This window comes from Rhodovulum sp. FJ3 (genome assembly GCF_032918305.1).
GTDB lineage: Bacteria > Pseudomonadota > Alphaproteobacteria > Rhodobacterales > Rhodobacteraceae > SAT37.
Window position 1 is genome coordinate 858,181 of the sequence record NZ_JAWJUU010000001.1, and the last position, 18,458, is coordinate 876,638.

Genomic DNA, 18,458 nt, shown 5'->3' on the forward strand with positions numbered 1-18,458 from the left:
GGAAAAATCCACGCAATCGTGACGCAACGATAAAATTTAATTGACGTAGCTGCCCCTATTCGGCGGCCAGACCTTCGGTGAATTGCAGACGCGCCAGACGGGCATACAGACCATCCTGTGCCACCAACGCATCATGGGTGCCCTCGGCGACGATCTGACCGTCCTCGAACACCAGAATGCGGTCGGCCTTTTTCACGGTGGCCAAACGGTGCGCCACGATCAGGGTGGTGCGGGTCGCGGCCATGTCGTCGACGGCGATCTGCACCGCGCGTTCGCTCTCGGCATCAAGGGCCGAGGTCGCCTCATCCAGCAACAGAACCGGTGCGTCGCGCAGGATCGCACGGGCAATGGCGATGCGTTGTTTCTGACCACCCGACAGCATCACGCCGCGCTCACCCACATAGCTGTCATAGCCATCGGGCAGCTTGGCAAGAAACTCATGCGCATGGGCGGCGCGGGCGGCGGCCTCAACCTCGGCATCCGTCGCATCGGGGCGGCCAAAGCGGATGTTCTCGCGCGCGGTATCGGCAAAGATCACCGGATCCTGCGGCACCAGCGCCATGAACTTGCGGAACTCATCGCGGGCAACGGCATTCAACGGCGTGCCGTCTAGCAAAATCCGTCCGCTCTGCGGATCATAGAACCGCAACAGCAACTGGATGATCGTCGATTTACCGGCCCCCGATGGCCCGACAAGGGCGACGGTTTCGCCTGCCTTGATCGTTACATTGATCCCCGACAGGGCCGATTGATCGGGGCGCGTGGGATAGTGGAAGGTGACGTTGTCGAACACCAGTTCTCCGCGCACGGGCGTCGGCAGGGTCTGCGGGGTTTCGGGGTCTTTCACCGCGTCCTCAGCCGACAGCAATTCGACCAGACGTTCGGTCGCACCGGCGGCGCGTTGCAGTTCGCCCCAGATTTCCGACAGGGCCCCGACCGCGCCTGCAACCATCACCGAATAGATCACGAACTGGACCAGTTCACCGACGCTCATGTCGCCCGCGCGCACGTCCCGCGCACCGATCCACAACACGCCCACGACACCGGAAAAGATCAGGAAGATCACGATCACGGTCATCATCGCGCGGGTGGAAATGCGGCGCTTGGCCGCGACAAAGGATTTCTCGGTCACGTCGGAAAAGCTGCGCCGCGTGGGGGCCTCATTCGTAAAGGCCTGAACCGCCTGCACGGACAACAGGGCCTCGGACGCGGACCCCGACGAGGAGGCGATCCAATCCTGATTTTCGCGGCTCAGCGCGCGCAGACGCCGTCCCAGCAGAACGATAGGCACGATCACCGCCGGCACCAACAGCAAGACCAACCCCGTCAGTTTCGCCGAGGTGACCAACAGCAGGACCATGCCGCCAAGAAAGATCAGGAAATTGCGAAGGGCCACGGACACGGACGACCCGATCACCGACAGGATCAGCGTGGTGTCGGTCGTGATCCGGCTGAGGACCTCACCGGTCAGGATACGCTCGAAAAACGCGGGGCTCATCCCGATCATGCGGTCAAACACCGCCTTGCGGATGTCGGCCACAACCCGTTCGCCCAGACGCGTCACAAGGTAATAACGCATCCCCGTGCCCAGCGCCAAAAGCGCGGTAATCGCCAGCGCGGCAGCGAAATAATCGTCCAGCAGAGTAACGCTTTCGGTTTCAAACCCGTCGACCACACGGCGCACCGCAAGGGGCAGCATCAGGGACACGCCCGCCGTCAGCACCAGCGCGCAAAAGGCCAGAAAAACCATGCCACGATAGGGGGCCAAAAACGGCGCAAGACCGCGCAACGCGCCAATACGTTTGGATTTCTCACGTTCTTCCAACGTGGTGTTCGGACGTCGAGCCATTGCGCCTATTCCCCTGTGTGCAGGGGGTCTTTACCGTCCGGCGTGCAGAACGACAAGAAAAAGCGCCCCAAACTCCGCATCAGAGCACAGGTTCCGGCCCATATGTCGCGGGCGGTCGTTCATGTCGGGATAGGCTGGAGCGGGCGGCGGGAATCGAACCCGCTTCATCAGCTTGGAAGGCTGAGGTAATAGCCAGTATACGACGCCCGCTCAGCGCAGATTGAACTATGGCATGTCCCCACTGGCGTCAAGGTCATTTTGACGGGCGCGGGCGGGGCTTTACGCGTCCTCAACCATCATCACACCGGGCAGGGATTTGATCGCGCCCTTGATCTGGGGATTGACCGGATATTCCTCGGGCAGGGCCATTTCGACCTCGGCAAAAAGGTCGGGCGCGGACAGGCAGAATTGAATCGGGCCACGCCCGCGCAGACCGTTTTCGCCCTTGGCCCGTTCCAGCAATCCGGCGACGCTCTGGACCGCTTCGGGGGTGTTCACGAACACCTTTAGGCCCGCACCGCCGACGTCGGCCACAACGCTATCGACCGGTTGAACCCCGCGGCAGAGCAGTTTCAACTGATCGCTCTCGAATGTGGCCTCAACCGTCAAAACGACGTTCGATCCGGCCTCAAGAAAATCGCGCGACGCCTCAAGCACATCCGAGAACAAAGTGACCTCGAACAAGCCCGTCGGGTCGGACAATTGGGCAAAGGCGAACCGGTTACCCTTGGCCGATTTGCGCTCCTGACGGCCGGCGACGGCACCGGCCATCTTGGTGATCTTGGGACCCGATTGGACGTCCTGCATCACCTGTTCAAGGGTCTGGATTTTCTTGCGTTTCAGCGCGGCCATATAGTCGTCCAGCGGATGGCCCGACAGGTAGAACCCGATCGCCTTATGCTCTTCGGCAAGGCGTTCATTGGGCAACCAGTCGCTGATGTTCGGGAGGCGCGGTTCGGGCAGATCATCGCCCGCCTCCCCAAACAGCGACACCTGATCCGAGGCGCGTTGTTCGTGGATCGCCGCCGAATAGGCGACCAGCGCGTCCAGCCCGTCAAACACGCGGCGACGGTTCGAATCCAACTGATCGAACGCACCCGCACGGGCCAGCATTTCCATCGGCCGCTTGCCGACCTTTTTCAGATCGACGCGACGCGCCATATCAAACAGGGTCGCGAACGGTTTGTCCCCGCGCGCCTCGACGATCATCTTCATCACCTCAAGGCCCACGTTTTTCAACGCGCCAAGGGCATAGACCAGTTCGCCGTTCACGACGCTGAACCTCGCGCCCGAGCGGTTCACACAGGGCGGCACGATTGTCAGGTCCAGACCGCGACGCACCTCTTCGGCATAAACGGCCAGCTTGTCCGTCAAATGCATATCGCAGTTCATGACGCCCGCCATGAACTCAACCGGATGGTTCGCCTTCAGCCATGCGGTTTGATAGGACACCACCGCATAGGCAGCCGCGTGCGATTTGTTAAAGCCGTAGTTCGCGAATTTCTCCAAGAGGTCGAACACCTCGGACGCCTTTTTCGCGTCCACCCCGTTCTTGGCGGCACCGGCCTCGAACTTGGGACGTTCCGCGTCCATCGCCTCTTTGATCTTTTTACCCATCGCGCGGCGCAACAGGTCCGCGCCGCCAAGGCTGTAGCCCGCCATGACCTGCGCGATCTGCATCACCTGTTCCTGATAAACGATGATGCCTTGGGTTTCGGCCAGAATGTGGTCGATGGTCGGGTGAACCGATTGCAGTTCCTTGCGTCCGTGTTTCACGTCGCAATAGGTCGGGATGTTTTCCATCGGCCCCGGACGATACAGCGCCACAAGCGCGACGATATCCTCAATACAGGTCGGTTTCATCTGGCGCAGGGCATCCATCATGCCCGAGCTTTCCACCTGAAACACCGCGACCGTTTTCGCCGAGGAATAGAGCTTGTACGTCAGTTCATCGTCCAGCGGGATATGCCCGATGTCGTTCTCTGCCCCCGCTGCAGGGTCGTAAATCTTGCCCCCATCCGCCGAGGTGTGCAGATCGCGACCGCTGGCGTGGATTTGTTCGATGGCATTCTGGATGACAGTCAGGGTTTTCAGGCCCAGAAAGTCGAACTTCACCAGACCGGCCTGTTCCACCCACTTCATGTTGAACTGGGTCGCAGGCATGTCCGAGCGCGGATCTTGGTACAGCGGCACCAACTCGTCCAACGGCCGGTCGCCGATCACCACCCCCGCCGCGTGGGTCGATGCGTTGCGCAACAAGCCCTCGACCTGTTGGCCATAGGTCAGCAGACGATCCACCACCTCTTCGGCGCGGGCGGCCTCGCGCAGGCGGGGTTCATCCGTCAGGGCCTGTTTGATCGAGACCGGTTTGACGCCCTCAACCGGGATCAGTTTCGACAGCTTGTCGACCTGACCATAGGGCATTTGCAACACACGCCCCACGTCGCGCACCGCCGCCTTGGACAACAGCGCACCAAAGGTTATGATCTGCCCCACCTTATCGCGACCGTATTTTTCCTGCACATAGCGGATCGTCTCTTCGCGGCGATCCATGCAAAAGTCGATGTCAAAGTCAGGCATCGACACACGTTCGGGGTTCAGGAACCGTTCGAACAGCAAACTGTAACGCAGCGGATCAAGGTCGGTGATCGTCAGGGCATAGGCCACCAGACTACCCGCACCCGACCCCCGTCCCGGACCGACGGGAATGTTGTTGTCCTTGGACCACTGGATAAAGTCCGCAACGATCAGGAAGTAGCCGGGGAATCCCATGCCCTCAATAATGCCCAGCTCAAAGTCCAGACGTTCCTGATATTCCTCGACTGACACCGCATGCGGGATCACGGCCAGACGTTTTTGCAGGCCCTCATTCGCCATGCGGCGCAGTTCCGTGACCTCGTCATCCGCGAATTTCGGCAGGATCGGGTCGCGTTTATAGGTAGCAAAGGCACAGCGGCGCGCGATTTCAACCGTGTTTTCCAACGCCTCGGGCAGGTCGGCAAACAGGGTCGCCATTTCCTCGGGCGATTTGAAATAGTGCTGGGCCGTTAGCATCCGGCGCGGCTCGGCCTGATCGACATAGGCCCCTTCGGCGATACAGATCAGGGCATCATGCGCCTCATACATATCGGTCTTGGGGAAATAGACATCGTTCGTCGCGACCAGCGGCAGGTTCATCGCATAGGCCATTTCGACAAAGCCGCGCTCGCTCAGGCGCTCGGCCTCGGGCAGTTGGCCGCCCTCGCCCGGATGTCGCTGCAGTTCCACGTACAGGCGGTCGGGATAGATCGCGGCCATGCGCGTCATCATCGCCTGCGCCTTATCGCGCTGCCCCGCGCGCAGGTGCCGCCCGATAGGCCCGTCCGGCCCGCCCGACAGACAGATCAACCCGTCGCTATATTGCTCAAGCTCATCTAGCGTCACCTTGGGCAGTTCGCCGCCCGCATCCAGATACAGACACGAGTTCAGCTTCATCAGGTTCATGTAGCCAGCTTCGTTCTGGCTGAGCAGGACAATCGGCGCGGGATCCGCATCTCCGCCCATGTCCACATCGACCTGACAGCCCACGATCGGCTGAATCCCCGCGCCCTTGGCCGTGACCGAGAATTCCAGCGCGGCGAACATGTTGTTCGTGTCGGTGATCGCAACCGCAGGCATCCCCGCATCGCGGCACATATCCGGCAGTTTCTTGGTCCGCACCGCCCCCTCCAGCAGAGAGTATTCGGTATGGACGCGCAGGTGGATGAATCGTGGCTGTTTGCTCATCCCCGCAGTCTATTCCCGCGCCCCAGTCCCGAAAAGAGGAATATGCCCCCACGCGCACGCCCATTTTTTGGGCAAACTTTGTGAGCCGCCCAAAAAAGAGCCGATCAAATTCTTGCCATTTGATCAAAACGGGGCTTTTCTGGATCGCGGTATAAAGGCCGCGCCATTGCTTTACGCCGCATCGGGCATTGGCGCCGCAGGCCTTGGGGAAGAGAAAGCGGCGGGCTCATCGCATGGATATTGCGTTTCTTCTGAATGGAAACGTGACGCGCATTCTCGGGGATCAGGCCACGCGCCCCCTGTTGGATTTTTTGCGCGACGAAAATCACCTGACCGGCACTAAAGAGGGCTGTAACGAGGGCGATTGCGGGGCCTGCACGGTCATCCTGACGGATGCGAACGGCGGGCGCGCGGTCAATGCCTGTATCCTGTTGATGGGTCAAGTGCACGGCAAGGCGATCCGCACGGTTGAAGGCCTGCGCAGTCCGGATGGCGAGCTGCACCCCGTTCAGGACGCAATGATCCGCCATCACGGGTCGCAATGCGGGTTCTGCACACCCGGTTTCGTCATGTCGATGGCCGCCGCCCATTCCAATGGCGCGACCGATTTCGACACGCAACTGGCGGGCAACCTGTGCCGGTGCACGGGGTATGCCCCGATCATCCGCGCGGCCGAGGACGCCGCGACAATGCCCGTTCCCGCGTGGATGTCCGAAGATTTGGGCGCCCTGCCGAACGCGGGGATCACCACGGATGGCGTGGCCATTCCCGATTGCATCGACGAACTGGCCGATTGGTACGCCGCGCACCCCGACGCGACCTTGATCGCAGGGGCGACGGATGTGGGTTTGTGGATCACCAAACACCTGCGCACCCTTGGGCCGGTCGCGTTCTTGCACCGTGTTCAGGGTCTGGACCTGTTGGACCTTGAGGGTGACGAGATCACCATCGGTGCAGGCATCACCGTGTCCCGCCTGCGCGAAGAGATCGCGGAGCTGTCCCCCGCGCTGGCCGAAATGCTGCGCCGGTACGGATCGACACAGGTCCGAAACAGCGCCACCATCGGCGGCAACCTTGCCAACGGTTCACCCATCGGGGACGGCGCGCCCGCGTTGATCGCATTGGGGGCCGACATCCATTTGCGCCACGGGGCGGCGCGCCGGTCGATGCCGCTAGAGGCGTTTTTTGTCGACTATGGCAAACAGGACCGTGTTCCGGGCGAGTTCGTCGAAAAGATCACCGTGCCGCGCGCGGGGTTTGACCGGTTGCGGTGCTATAAGCTATCGAAACGGTTCGATCAGGACATTTCCGCCGTCTGCGGCTGTTTCGTGATCAAGGTTGCGGATGGTGTTGTCACGGAGGCGCGCATCGCCTTCGGCGGCATGGCGGGCACCCCGAAACGCGCCAAGGCGGTCGAGGCCGCGTTGATTGGCCAACCTTGGACCGAGGCCACGGTACGGACCGCGATGGATGCCTTTGCCACCGATTTCACCCCGATGAGCGACATGCGCGCCTCGGCCCAGTATCGCCAAAGCGCGGCGCGCAACATGCTGATGCGCTATTTCCTTGAGGATCAAGGCGCGGCGGTCAATGTGTTGGAGGTCACGCCATGAGCAGCCTCGCCCGCCCCCAGCCCCATGACGCCGCGCGCCTGCACGTGACCGGGCAGGCGCGCTATGTCGATGATATCCCGACGCCTGCGGGCGCACTGCATCTGGCCTTTGGTCTGTCCGAGGTCGCCCATGGGGTGCTGCGCGGCATTGACCTCAGCGAAGTGCGAAACTGCCCCGGTGTGATCGACGTTTTGACGGCGGCGGACCTGCCGTTTGACAATGACGTCTCCCCATCCGCCCATGATGAGCCTCTTTTGGCCACGGACCGCGTGCATTACGTGGGTCAGCCCGTATTCCTAGTGATTGCCGACAGCCACCTGACCGCGCGCCGCGCCGCACGCAAGGGGCAGCTGGCCATTGATCCCCTGCCCGCGATCCTGACCGTGGATCAGGCGATAACGGCCAACAGCCGGTTCGAAGAGGGTCCCCGCGTCTATGAAAAGGGCGACGCCAAGGCCGCGATTGCCGATGCAGTGCATCGCCTGAAAGGAACGATTGAGGTCGGCGGGCAAGAGCATTTCTATCTCGAAGGTCAGGCGGCAATGGCCCTGCCCCAAGATGGCGGGGATATGGTGATCCATTCCTCGACCCAGCACCCAACCGAAATTCAGCACAAAGTGGCCGAGGCCGTGGGTCTGCCGATGCACGCCGTTCGGGTCGAAATGCGCCGCATGGGTGGGGGCTTTGGCGGTAAGGAAAGTCAGGGCAACGCGCTTGCCGTGGCCTGTGCCATTGCCGCGCGGCATACGGGACGGGCGTGCAAGATGCGCTATGACCGCGACGACGATATGGTCATCACGGGCAAGCGCCACGACATCCGCATCGATTATGACGTCGGGTTTGACGAAACGGGGCGCGTGGCCGGTTTGAACTTTGTTCACAAGCTGCGCTGCGGCTGGGCGATGGACCTGTCCCTGCCTGTTGCGGACCGGGCGATGCTGCATGCCGACAACGCCTATCACCTGCCGACCTGCCGGATCGAGAGCCATCGGCTTAAGACCAACACCCAGAGCGCGACGGCCTTTCGCGGTTTTGGCGGGCCGCAGGGCATGGTCGGGATCGAGCGGGTGATGGATCATATTGCGCATCATCTGGGGCGCGATCCTTTGGCCGTGCGACAGGCGAATTATTACAGCGAAGCGGGGGGGCCGTCTGCCCCCCCGAGCCCCCCCGAGAGTATTTCGGCCAAGATGAAAACAGAGGCGGTTCAAACCACGCCCTATTTCATGGAGGTCGAGGATTTCGAGTTGCACGCGATCACGGCGCGACTGGCCGATCAGGCGGGGTATGCGGCGCGGCGTGCGGCCGTTGCGGCGTGGAATGCGGACAATGCGGTGGTCAAGCGCGGTGTGGCGTTGACGCCGGTGAAATTCGGGATTTCCTTTACGCTGACCCATTTGAACCAAGCGGGGGCCTTGGTTCATGTCTATAGCGACGGGTCCATTCAGGTGAACCATGGCGGCACCGAGATGGGACAGGGCTTGTTCCAGAAGATGGCGCAGGTTGCCGATGCCAGTTTCGGCTGTGGTATCGAGCGGATCAAGGTGACCGCAACGGACACGAGCAAGGTGCCCAACACCTCGGCCACGGCGGCATCGTCGGGGTCGGATCTGAACGGTATGGCGGTGCGGGCGGCCTGTGAGGCGATCAAGGCGCGCATGGCCGAGGGGGTTGCGGCCTATTTCGGCTGTGATGCGCGTGACATCCGGTTCTCGGGCGGTCAGGTCAGCGATGGCGCGGGGCGCGAGATCAGTTTCGATGAGGCGGCCCAGCGGTGCTATGAGGCGCGGATTAGCCTGTCCTCGACCGGATTTTACAAGACGCCCAAAGTTGCGTGGGACCGGATCGCGGGGCGTGGGCGGCCGTTTTACTATTTCGCCTATGGTGCAGCGATGAGCGAGGTCGCGGTGGACACCCTGACCGGTGAGTACCGGATTTTGCGCAGCGACATCATCCATGATGTGGGCGCGTCCCTGAACCCCGCGATTGATGCGGGCCAGATTGAGGGCGGGTTCGTACAGGGGGCCGGATGGCTGACCAGTGAGGAACTGGTCTGGGATGGGGATGGGCGTTTGCGGACGCATGCGCCGTCGACCTATAAAATCCCCGCCTGTGGAGACCGGCCCGATGTGTTCAACGTCGATCTGTGGTCCGAGGGGCGCAACCGCGAGGATACGATTTACCGCTCCAAAGCTGTGGGCGAGCCGCCGTTCATGTTGGGAATTTCGGTTTTGATGGCGCTGAGCGATGCGGTGGCGGCCTGTGGGACGGATTATCCCGATTTGCAGGCCCCTGCGACGCCCGAACGCGTTTTGGCCGCCGTCAACAAGGTGCGGCGGGGATGAGTTTCGGGATCGACGCATTGCGCGGATTGGTGGCGCGTCACGGGGATGTGGCGCGCATTGTAGTGACCAGTGTGCGCGGGTCGGCCCCGCGCGGGGTCGGCACGTCGATGGTCGTTTTTGAGGGTGGTCAGGTCGGCACGATTGGCGGCGGCGCGTTGGAATTCCAGATGACCGAGGCCGCGCGCGCAATGATCCGCGAAGGCGTGGATCGGCGGGATCTGTCGATCGCGCTTGGCCCTGCGTTGGGGCAGTGCTGTGGTGGGGCGGTGCGGCTGTTGATCGAACGGTTTGATGCCGCGACCCTGCCCGATGGGGGTGCGGTGTTCGCGCGTCCGGTGGCGGGTGCGGCCGAGACGCCCCTGAGTGTGCGCCGCCGTCTGGCGGAGATGCGCAATGGCACGGTTGATCCCGCGCCCACGCTGATCGACGGCTGGTTCATTGAACCGATGCAGACCGCGCGCACGCCCATCTGGATTTACGGCGCGGGGCATGTGGGACGGGCAATTGTCGCGATGTTGGCCCCCCTGCCCGACCTGGACATCACATGGGTCGATACCGCCGCCGATCGCTTTCCGGACGATATCCCCGATGGCGTGCGCCCGTTGGTCGTGCCCGCGCCGCAGAACGCCGTTCAATTGGCCCCTGAAAACGCACGCCACCTGATCCTGACCTATTCGCATGAGATGGACCTCGCCCTGTGTCACGCCGCGCTGTGCCATCGGTTTGCCTTTGCCAGTGTGATCGGATCGGCGACGAAATGGGCGCGGTTCCGGTCACGGTTGGCGGCCCTTGGGCACCGGCCTGAGGTGATTGACACCCTGACCTGTCCGATTGGCGACCCTAACCTTGGGAAACATCCACAGGCCATTGCGGTCGGGGTGGTTGCGCAATTACTGTCCGCCCCTGACACATCCCATCAACGCCGGGAGATCCGCGCATGAGCGAGCTGTTACGCATCGAAAACCTGACCAAAGCCTATCCGGGGGTCGTGGCCAATAGCGACGTAAGCTTTACCATCGGCGCGGGTGAGGTGCATGCCTTGCTGGGGGAAAACGGTGCGGGGAAATCGACGCTGGTCAAGATGATCTATGGCCTTGTGAAACCCGATGCGGGGGCGATGACCCTGATGGGACAGCCGTTCACCCCGACCAAGCCAAGCGACGCGCGCGCCGCCGGTGTGGCCATGGTGTTTCAGCATTTTAGCCTGTTTGACGCCCTGTCCGTGGCGGAAAACGTCGCATTGGGCATGGAAAACCCGCCCGGCACGCGGCATCTGGCCCAGCAAATCCGCGAGGTGTCGCAGACCTATGGCCTGCCTCTGGATCCGGACCGTCAGGTGGGCGATCTGTCGGCGGGGGAACGTCAGCGGGTTGAGATCATCCGGTGCCTTTTGCAGGACCCCAAGCTGTTGATCATGGATGAGCCGACCAGCGTTCTGACTCCGCAAGAGGTGGATATCCTGTTCGAAACATTGAGGAAATTGCAGGCCGAGGGGACCTCGATCCTGTATATCTCGCACAAGCTGGACGAAATCCGCGCGCTGTGTCAGGCGGCGACGGTTCTGCGATTGGGCAAGGTCGTCGGGCGCTGTGATCCGACGGAAAAATCCGCGTCTGAGCTGGCCGAGATGATGATCGGCAGCAACCTGCACCGGCCCAGCCGTCCGGCACAAGAGGTGGGTCCGGTCGCGCTTGAGGTGAAAAACCTGTCCCTACCATCGCTGAGCGCCTTCGGCACGCCCCTGAAAGACATCAGCATGACCGTCCACAAGGGGCAGATTTTTGGCATCGGCGGGGTTGCGGGCAACGGGCAGGACGAATTGCTGGCCGCGCTGTCGGGCGAAATGCAGGCCCCGCGCGGGGCGATCACCCTGCACGGCGATGCGATCGGGCATCTGGGTCCGACCGAACGACGCAAGCGCGCACTCATGGCCGCGCCCGAGGAACGGATGGGCCACGCCGCTGTGCCCGCGATGAGCCTGACCGAAAACGCTGCCTTGACCGGAATGCAGCCCAAGGATCTGGCCACGCGCGGGATGATCGATTGGGGCAAGGCGCGCGATTTCGCCGCCGAGATTATCGCCCGGTTCGACGTGCGCACGCCGGGCACGCAGACCGCCGCAAGTGCACTGTCGGGCGGTAACCTGCAGAAATTCGTCATCGGGCGCGAGGTGATGCAAAACCCCGAGGTGTTGATCGTGAACCAGCCGACATGGGGCGTTGACGCCCATGCCGCCGCGACCATCCGGCAGGCCCTGATGGATCTGGCCAGCGCGGGCACCGCCGTCGTTGTGATCAGTCAGGATCTGGATGAGTTGATGGAAGTGTCCGATGTGTTTGCCGCCCTGAACGAGGGACGTCTGAGTGCGGCGCGACCGGCGGCGGGTCTGAGTATTGAAGAGATCGGTTTGATGATGGGCGGGGCCCATGATTTGGAGGTGGCGCATGTTGCGGGGTAAGGACGCCTCCGGCGGGAGTATTTGGGCCAAGCTGAAGGGGAGCGCGGCATGATCCGGTTAGAGCGGCGCGCGGTTCCGGCGGCAAAGCTGAGCTATGTCACGCCCGTGATCGCGGTGGTGTTGACCATGGTGTTTGGCGGGGCGTTGTTTGCGGCATTGGGCAAGGACCCGATTGCGGCGATCCGCACGATTTTCTACGAGCCTTTGTTTGGCGAGTTTTCGTTCTATTACCGGCCGCAGTTGTTGGTGAAGGCGACGCCGTTGTTGTTGATCGCGCTGGGTCTGGCGATGGGGTTTCGCGCAGGCATCTGGAACATCGGCGCCGAGGGACAGTATATCGTTGGCGCGATTTGCGGGGCGGCGGTGGCCTTGGCGTTTTATCCGCTGGACAGCCGGATTGTGTTTGTTCTGGCGGTTTTGGCGGGGATGATTGGCGGCGCCCTTTGGGCGATGATCCCCGCGTTTCTGAAGTTGCGGTTCGGGACGAACGAGATCCTTGTGTCCTTGATGCTGGTCTATGTGGCCGAAAACCTGTTGGCGGCGATGGCACTGGGGCCGTTGAAGAACCCCGAGGGCTTGGGCTTTCCGGGGTCGCGGAACCTGACGCAATACGAGGCCGCGAACAGTTGGATCGCGCAGGATTTGGGCCTGCATTGGGGTGGGGTTGCGGCGGCGGTGGCCGTGGTGGTGATCTTTGTTCTGATGGGCTGGCACGTGTTGGGGTTCCAGATCCGCGTGTCGGGCGAAAGCCCCCGTGCCGCGCGGTTTGCCGGTGTGCGCCCGCAGGTGTTGGTCGTGTTCTGCATGGCCGTTTCTGGGATGCTGGCCGGTGTGGCGGGGTATTTCGAGGTGTCGGGCCCCAGCGGTCAGATCAGTATCGATTTCAACTCGGGCTATGGGTTTACGGCGATCATCGTCGCGTTTTTGGGGCGGCTGCATCCGATCGGCATTCTGTTGGCGAGCTTCCTGATGGCATTGACCTATATCGGGGGGGAGATTGCGCAGAACCAGTTGGGTCTGCCTGCCGCCGCGATCCAAGCGTTTCAGGGGATGCTGTTGTTCTTTATCCTCGGGCTTGATGTGTTCACGAATTACCGGCTGAAGCTGAGCCAACGGGGGGCCGCGTGATGGTGTTTGGCATTGATCCCATTGTCCTGATTGCGTCCCTGATGGCGGCATCGACGCCGATCCTGTTGGCCGCGATTGGTGAGTTGGTCGTGGAAAAAACCGGCGTTCTGAATTTGGGCGTCGAGGGGATGATGATCACCGGCGCGGTGTGTGGGTTCATCGTCACCATGGAAACCGGCAGCCCCGGTGCGGGATTTGTCGCGGCGGCGGTTGGGTCGGCGCTCTTGTCACTTATCTTTGCGGTTCTGACGCAGGTGTTTCTGGCAAACCAGGTGGCGACGGGTCTGGCCCTGACGTTGTTTGGTCTGGGTCTGTCAGCCCTGATGGGGCAGAGCTATGTCGGGTTGAAATCGCCCAGCTTTCCGGCCGTGAATTTCGGGCCGCTGGCCGATATTCCGGTGATCGGGCCGATCCTGTTTAACCACGATCCGATGGTCTATGTCGCCCTGTTCACGGTTGTCGGTGTGTGGGCGGTTCTGCGCTATAGCCGTCTTGGGCTAATCCTGCGGGCGGTGGGAGAAAACCACGATGCGGCGCATGCCTTGGGCTATAAGGTCGTGCGCATCCGTATTCTGGCGATCATGTTCGGCGGGGCCTGTGCGGGGATGGGGGGCGCGTATCTGTCGCTTGTCCGCGTGCACCAATGGGTCGAGGGCATGACCGCCGGCGCGGGCTGGATCGCCCTTGCCATCGTCGTTTTCGCCAGTTGGCGCGCGGGTCGCGTGTTGCTGGGGGCCTATCTGTTCGGGGGGGTGACCTTGCTGCAGCTGAATTTGCAGGCCGCAGGATCGAATTTCCCTGTACAGTATCTGTCAATGTCGCCCTACCTGATCACCATTCTGGTGCTGGTCCTGATGTCCGCAGGACGGCGACGCAACGCTTTGCACGCGCCCGGATCGCTGGGCCGTGTGTTCCATGCCTCATCCTGAGGCGTCTCGATTTCCAACCCGGCCTAAGACCGGATCAACACGGGAGAAAACCATGAAACTGAAATCACTTCTGCTGGGCGGGGCTGTTGCCCTTGGTCTGGCGACCACCGCACAGGCCGAAGACCCGACCAAGGTCGGCTTTGTCTTTGTGGGTCCGATTGGCGATGGCGGCTGGACCTATGAGCACAATGAGGGCCGTCTGGCCGTCGAAGAGCATTTCGGCGACAAGGTCGAAACGGTCTTTCAAGAGAGCGTGCCCGAGGGTGCCGACGCCGAGCGTGTTCTGACGCAAATGGCCCTCGGTGGTGCCGATCTGATCTTTACCACCTCGTTTGGCTATATGGACCCGACCATCAACGTGGCCGCCAAATTCCCTGACGTGAAATTCGAGCACGCCACCGGATACAAGCGCGCCGATAACGTCAGCACCTATTCGGCCCGTTTCTATGAGGGTCGCGCGATCCAAGGTCACATCGCGGGCAAGATGACCGAAAGCAACATCATCGGTTACATCGCCTCCTACCCGATCCCCGAGGTTATCCGCGGCATCAACTCGGCGTATATCCACGCGAAAAAAGTAAACCCCGATGTGGAATTCAAAATCATCTGGGCATTCACGTGGTTTGATCCCGCCAAAGAGGCCGACGCAGCCAAGGCCCTGATCGACCAAGGCGCCGACGTGATCCTGCAGCACACCGATTCCACCGCGCCCCAAGCCGCCGCTGAAGAGGCCGGTGGCGTGATCACCTTTGGTCAGGCATCGGACATGGGCGAATACGCCCCGATGCCGCGCGTGTCCTCGATCATCGACAACTGGGCCCCCTATTACATCGCCCGCACCGCAGCCGTGATCGACGGCACGTGGGAATCGGTGGATACGTGGGACGGCATCAGCACCGGCATGGTCGGCATCGGTGAGATTTCCGACGCTGTTCCCGCGGAGGTCAAAGCCGAAGCTCTGGCCCTGAAAGACGCGATTGCGGCGGGCGAATATCACCCGTTCACCGGCCCGTTGAAAAAGGCCGATGGCAGCGACTGGCTGGCCGAAGGTGAAGTGGCCGACGACGGCACCCTGTTGGGCATGGGCTTTTACGTCGAAGGTATCGACGCCGAAATCCCGCAATAAGGGTCCCATATCCTGATACGAAAACGGCCCCCGAGGGGGCCGTTTTTTTATGCGCGCGGCACGCCTTTGTGGGCGGCCAGACGTTTTTGCGCGGCGATCCTGAATGGCGCGTTCGGCGCGCCATATCCACCGTATCCCGGTGCGCGTTGCAGGATTTCAAAGAACATCCCGCCCGCAAAGGTCCGCGAATACATCTGGAAAAAGCCCTGCCCGTCTTGTTCGTCATAGAGGATGTTATGGGCAATCATCCGGTCCAACAGGTCCTTGGGCAGATCAAACCGCGCGGCCAGATCGGCGTAATAGTTCGCGGGCATCGGCAGCACCTCGAACCCGTCTTTTGCCAGTGCAGCCGCCGTCGCGAAAATGTCGTCCGTGGCCAGTGCGATGTGCTGCACCGACGCGCCAAAGTTCTGCGCCAGAAAATCCCCCGCCAGCGTGCGGTGCGTCTCGGCCCCGTTCAGGGTGACGCGCAGGCTATTGTCGGGGGTCGATACCACCTGACTGCGGACCAACCCGTCGGGGTCGATCACGTCAAACATCGGGGATTTCCCCATCTCGAAAATCGTCGTGTAAAACAGGGTCCAGCTGAGCATGTCCTCATAGCTCATCGTCTGGGCCAGATGGTCGATCCCGCGCAGGCCTGCATCGACCACACCTGCCTTGTCCACCGGAACAAATTCCACGTCCCACACCCGCGCCAGATCGGATTTTTCGTCGATAAAGTGCAGGATGGACCCCTCAAGACCACGGATCGCGGGGATCTCCATCTCACCCGGTCCGATGGGTTGCGCGAACGCCTCAATCCCCAAGGCATTGGCGCGGGCGACCGTGTCTTTGGCCGAGTCGACCCGCAGCCCAACATCGCACACACACATGCCGCGCGCGTTCCACACATGGGCGGCGTGGCCTTCGGTTTCCGAGTTGATCAGAAACCGGATGTCGCCCTGTTGGAACAGGTCGATGTCCTTGTTGCGGTGCCGCCCGCGCAGGGCAAACCCCATCGATCCAAACAGCGACCGCAGTTTGTCGGCCTGCGCGCCACGGGCGGTGAATTCGATAAACTCAACCCCCTGCACACCCACACGCGGCGGCAGGTCGGGCGCGTCAATGTTCAGGTCAGGCTCGGCGCGGCGCACGTCATCCATCAGCGACACAAGCGACCGGAACCCGTCACTTGCCACGGTGCGCGGGTTGCCGCCACGGAACTGGTCGTTGAAAATCTCTAGGCTGATCGGACCGGAATACCCCGTCGCCATGACGGCCTGCATGAACCCTTGGACGTCCAGATCGCCCTCGCCCGGCATGTTGCGGAAATGGCGCGACCAGTAGAGCAGATCCATGTCGATCTTGGGCGCGTCTGCCAGTTGGACAAAGAAAATCTTGTCCCCGGGCACGGCGCGGATCGATTCAGGGCTAAGGCCACGACCCAGCGTGTGGAAACTGTCGACGATCAGGCCGACGTTGTCATGATCCGCACGGCGCACGATTTCCCATGCGTCGCGGTGGTCGTTCACGTGACGCCCCCACGCGAGGGCCTCATACCCGATGCGAAGGCCGCGTTTCGCGGCGCGCTCACCCAATTCACGCAGGTCATCCGCCGCGCGGTCAATCCCGCCAAGCGCCGCCGGATGCACGGTCGAACAGATCAGGATCAGGTCGGTGCCCAGTTCCTGCATCAGATCGAATTTGTGCTCGGCGCGATCAAACGCCTTGGTGCGCAGGGGTTCTGGCAGACATTCGAAATCGCGAAACGGCTGGAACAGGTCGATGCTCAGACCATGATCGCGCACCAGACGGCCCACATCGGCGGGCCGCCCGTCATGGGCGATAAAGTCCTGTTCGAAAATCTCGATCCCGTCAAACCCCGCCGCCGCAATGGCCGAGAGCTTTTCCGTCAGCGTCCCCGAAATAGAGACCGTCGCGATAGAACGTTTCATAGCAGTCGCCCAACAAATAAGGGCCCCGCGCGCGGATCAATACCCCAGAACGCGCGGCAGCCAGATTACGGTTTCCGGTACAAAGGTCAGAATGATCAAGACCAGAACCTCGACAAAAAAGAACGGCAGGATCGCGCGCGTCATGCGCACCATGCCGACCTGTGCGATCCCCTCGGCCACGAACAGACACAGGCCAAGCGGCGGTGTGATCAAACCGATCATCAGGTTAAAGATGACCAGAATGCCAAAGTGCACAGGGTCCACGCCCATCGACACCGCAATCGGGTGCAGGATTGGCACCAGAACCAACATCGCCGCGATGCCCTCAAGGAACAGGCCGACGAACAGGAACAACAGGATCACCGCAATCAGGAAGGTGGTCTTGCTGTCGACATTGCTCAGAACCCAGTCGGTCAACATGTTCGGCACGCGGTTATAGGTCAGCAGCCAGTTCGCTGCCCCCACCGCCGCTATGATGATCAGGATGACGGCGCTGTCCTTCATCGCGCCCGAGAACAGGCGGGGCAGCGCGCCAAAGCTGATCTTGCGATAGACAAACAGGCCAAGGATCAGGGCATAGGCCACGGCGAACGATGCGGCCTCGGTCGGGGTGACAATCCCCAGAAGGATCGAGCCCACAACGAACACCGGCATCAGCAGGGGCAAGATGCCCTCAAGCAAGGCCTGACGCGGGGGGATGGCGATCATGTCGCTTGTATCGGTCTCCTCAACCTTGACCGTCAGCATGACGTAGGCCGACAGGAAGATCGCCAACAGGATACCGGGCACAATCCCCGCAAGGAACAGCGCGGGCACGGACACGCCCGATACGATCAAGGCGTAGATGATCACGGGAATGGACGGCGGGATGATTGGGCCGATGACACTGGACGCCGCGGTAAGGGCCGCCGCGAAATCGCGCTTATAGCCATGCTTTTCCATCTCGGGGATAAACACGCGACCGATGGCCGATGTGTCCGCCACAGCAGACCCCGACAGGCCCGCGAAAATCACCGAGGCCCAGATGTTCACCATCGCCAGACCCGCACGCATCCGCCCAACCAACACGTTGGCAAAGGCGATGATGCGGCCGGTGATGCCGCTTTCGTTCATCAACTCGCCCGCCAGAACGAACAGAGGGATCGCCAGCAACGGAAAGCTGTTCATGCTGCGATACATTTCAGTCGCCACAATTCGCAGCGTATAGGGCGCATCGTTCAGTGCCATGAACGACAACAGTGCCGCAAAGATCGCGAATGCAATCGGAACACCGGCGATCAGACCGCCAATCAGAATGACGTAAACCAT

At 61.7% G+C, this 18,458-nt stretch carries 11 protein-coding genes and 1 tRNA gene; 7 read left to right on the top strand and 5 right to left on the bottom strand.

Translation table 11 applies throughout. The features are described 5' to 3' along the window. Window positions 1-55: 55 nt before the first annotated feature. The 3 genes from R1W00_RS04370 to dnaE all read right to left on the bottom strand — a co-directional run bounded on the left by R1W00_RS04370 (window position 56) and on the right by dnaE (window position 5,614). Window positions 56-1,849, bottom strand: coding sequence for an ABC transporter transmembrane domain-containing protein (locus R1W00_RS04370; RefSeq protein WP_317261486.1), 1,794 nt, complete (start codon window positions 1,847-1,849; stop codon window positions 56-58). Window positions 1,850-1,984: 135 nt separating this feature from the next. After that, window positions 1,985-2,059 (bottom strand) — tRNA-Gly (locus tag R1W00_RS04375). A 69-nt stretch (window positions 2,060-2,128) separates the two neighbouring features. Further along, a complete protein-coding gene (gene dnaE, locus R1W00_RS04380; protein ID WP_317261487.1) occupies window positions 2,129-5,614 on the bottom strand; it encodes a DNA polymerase III subunit alpha in 3,486 nt (1,161 codons plus the stop codon). Window positions 5,615-5,847: 233 nt separating this feature from the next. Between dnaE and xdhA the strand changes: the two genes are divergently transcribed. The 7 genes from xdhA to R1W00_RS04415 are packed head-to-tail and all read left to right on the top strand — an operon-like array spanning window position 5,848 to window position 15,213. After that, the gene (xdhA, locus tag R1W00_RS04385) at window positions 5,848-7,227 is read left to right on the top strand and encodes a xanthine dehydrogenase small subunit (protein WP_317261488.1); all 1,380 of its coding nucleotides are present in this window, start codon (window positions 5,848-5,850) and stop codon (window positions 7,225-7,227) included. Further along, window positions 7,224-9,572: a xanthine dehydrogenase molybdopterin binding subunit gene (gene xdhB, locus R1W00_RS04390; protein ID WP_317261489.1), complete on the top strand. Its 2,349-nt coding sequence runs from the start codon at window positions 7,224-7,226 to the stop codon at window positions 9,570-9,572. Before xdhA ends, xdhB begins: the two co-directional genes overlap by 4 nt. Further along, window positions 9,569-10,513, top strand: coding sequence for a xanthine dehydrogenase accessory protein XdhC (xdhC, locus tag R1W00_RS04395; protein ID WP_317261490.1), 945 nt, complete (start codon window positions 9,569-9,571; stop codon window positions 10,511-10,513). Before xdhB ends, xdhC begins: the two co-directional genes overlap by 4 nt. Further along, a complete protein-coding gene (locus R1W00_RS04400) occupies window positions 10,510-12,030 on the top strand; it encodes an ABC transporter ATP-binding protein (RefSeq protein ID WP_317261491.1) in 1,521 nt (506 codons plus the stop codon). The genes xdhC and R1W00_RS04400 overlap by 4 nt, the downstream gene beginning before the upstream one ends. A 48-nt stretch (window positions 12,031-12,078) precedes the next feature. Continuing rightward, on the top strand, window positions 12,079-13,158 hold the full coding sequence (locus tag R1W00_RS04405; RefSeq protein ID WP_317261492.1) for an ABC transporter permease: 1,080 nt from the start codon (window positions 12,079-12,081) through the stop codon (window positions 13,156-13,158). Continuing rightward, on the top strand, window positions 13,158-14,087 hold the full coding sequence (locus R1W00_RS04410; protein ID WP_317261611.1) for an ABC transporter permease: 930 nt from the start codon (window positions 13,158-13,160) through the stop codon (window positions 14,085-14,087). Before R1W00_RS04405 ends, R1W00_RS04410 begins: the two co-directional genes overlap by 1 nt. Window positions 14,088-14,139: 52 nt before the next feature. After that, entirely contained in the window at window positions 14,140-15,213 is a 1,074-nt protein-coding gene (locus tag R1W00_RS04415; RefSeq protein ID WP_317261493.1) for a BMP family ABC transporter substrate-binding protein, read from the top strand. Between the two features lie 47 nt (window positions 15,214-15,260). On the opposite strand, the gene R1W00_RS04420 is transcribed toward R1W00_RS04415, so the two are convergent. Together R1W00_RS04420 and R1W00_RS04425 are read right to left on the bottom strand one after the other, a co-directional pair. Next, window positions 15,261-17,150, bottom strand: a complete 1,890-nt coding sequence (locus tag R1W00_RS04420) for a bifunctional sugar phosphate isomerase/epimerase/4-hydroxyphenylpyruvate dioxygenase family protein (protein ID WP_317261494.1) — start codon at window positions 17,148-17,150, stop codon at window positions 15,261-15,263. Between the two features lie 36 nt (window positions 17,151-17,186). Then, a complete protein-coding gene (locus R1W00_RS04425) occupies window positions 17,187-18,458 on the bottom strand; it encodes a TRAP transporter large permease (RefSeq protein ID WP_317261495.1) in 1,272 nt (423 codons plus the stop codon).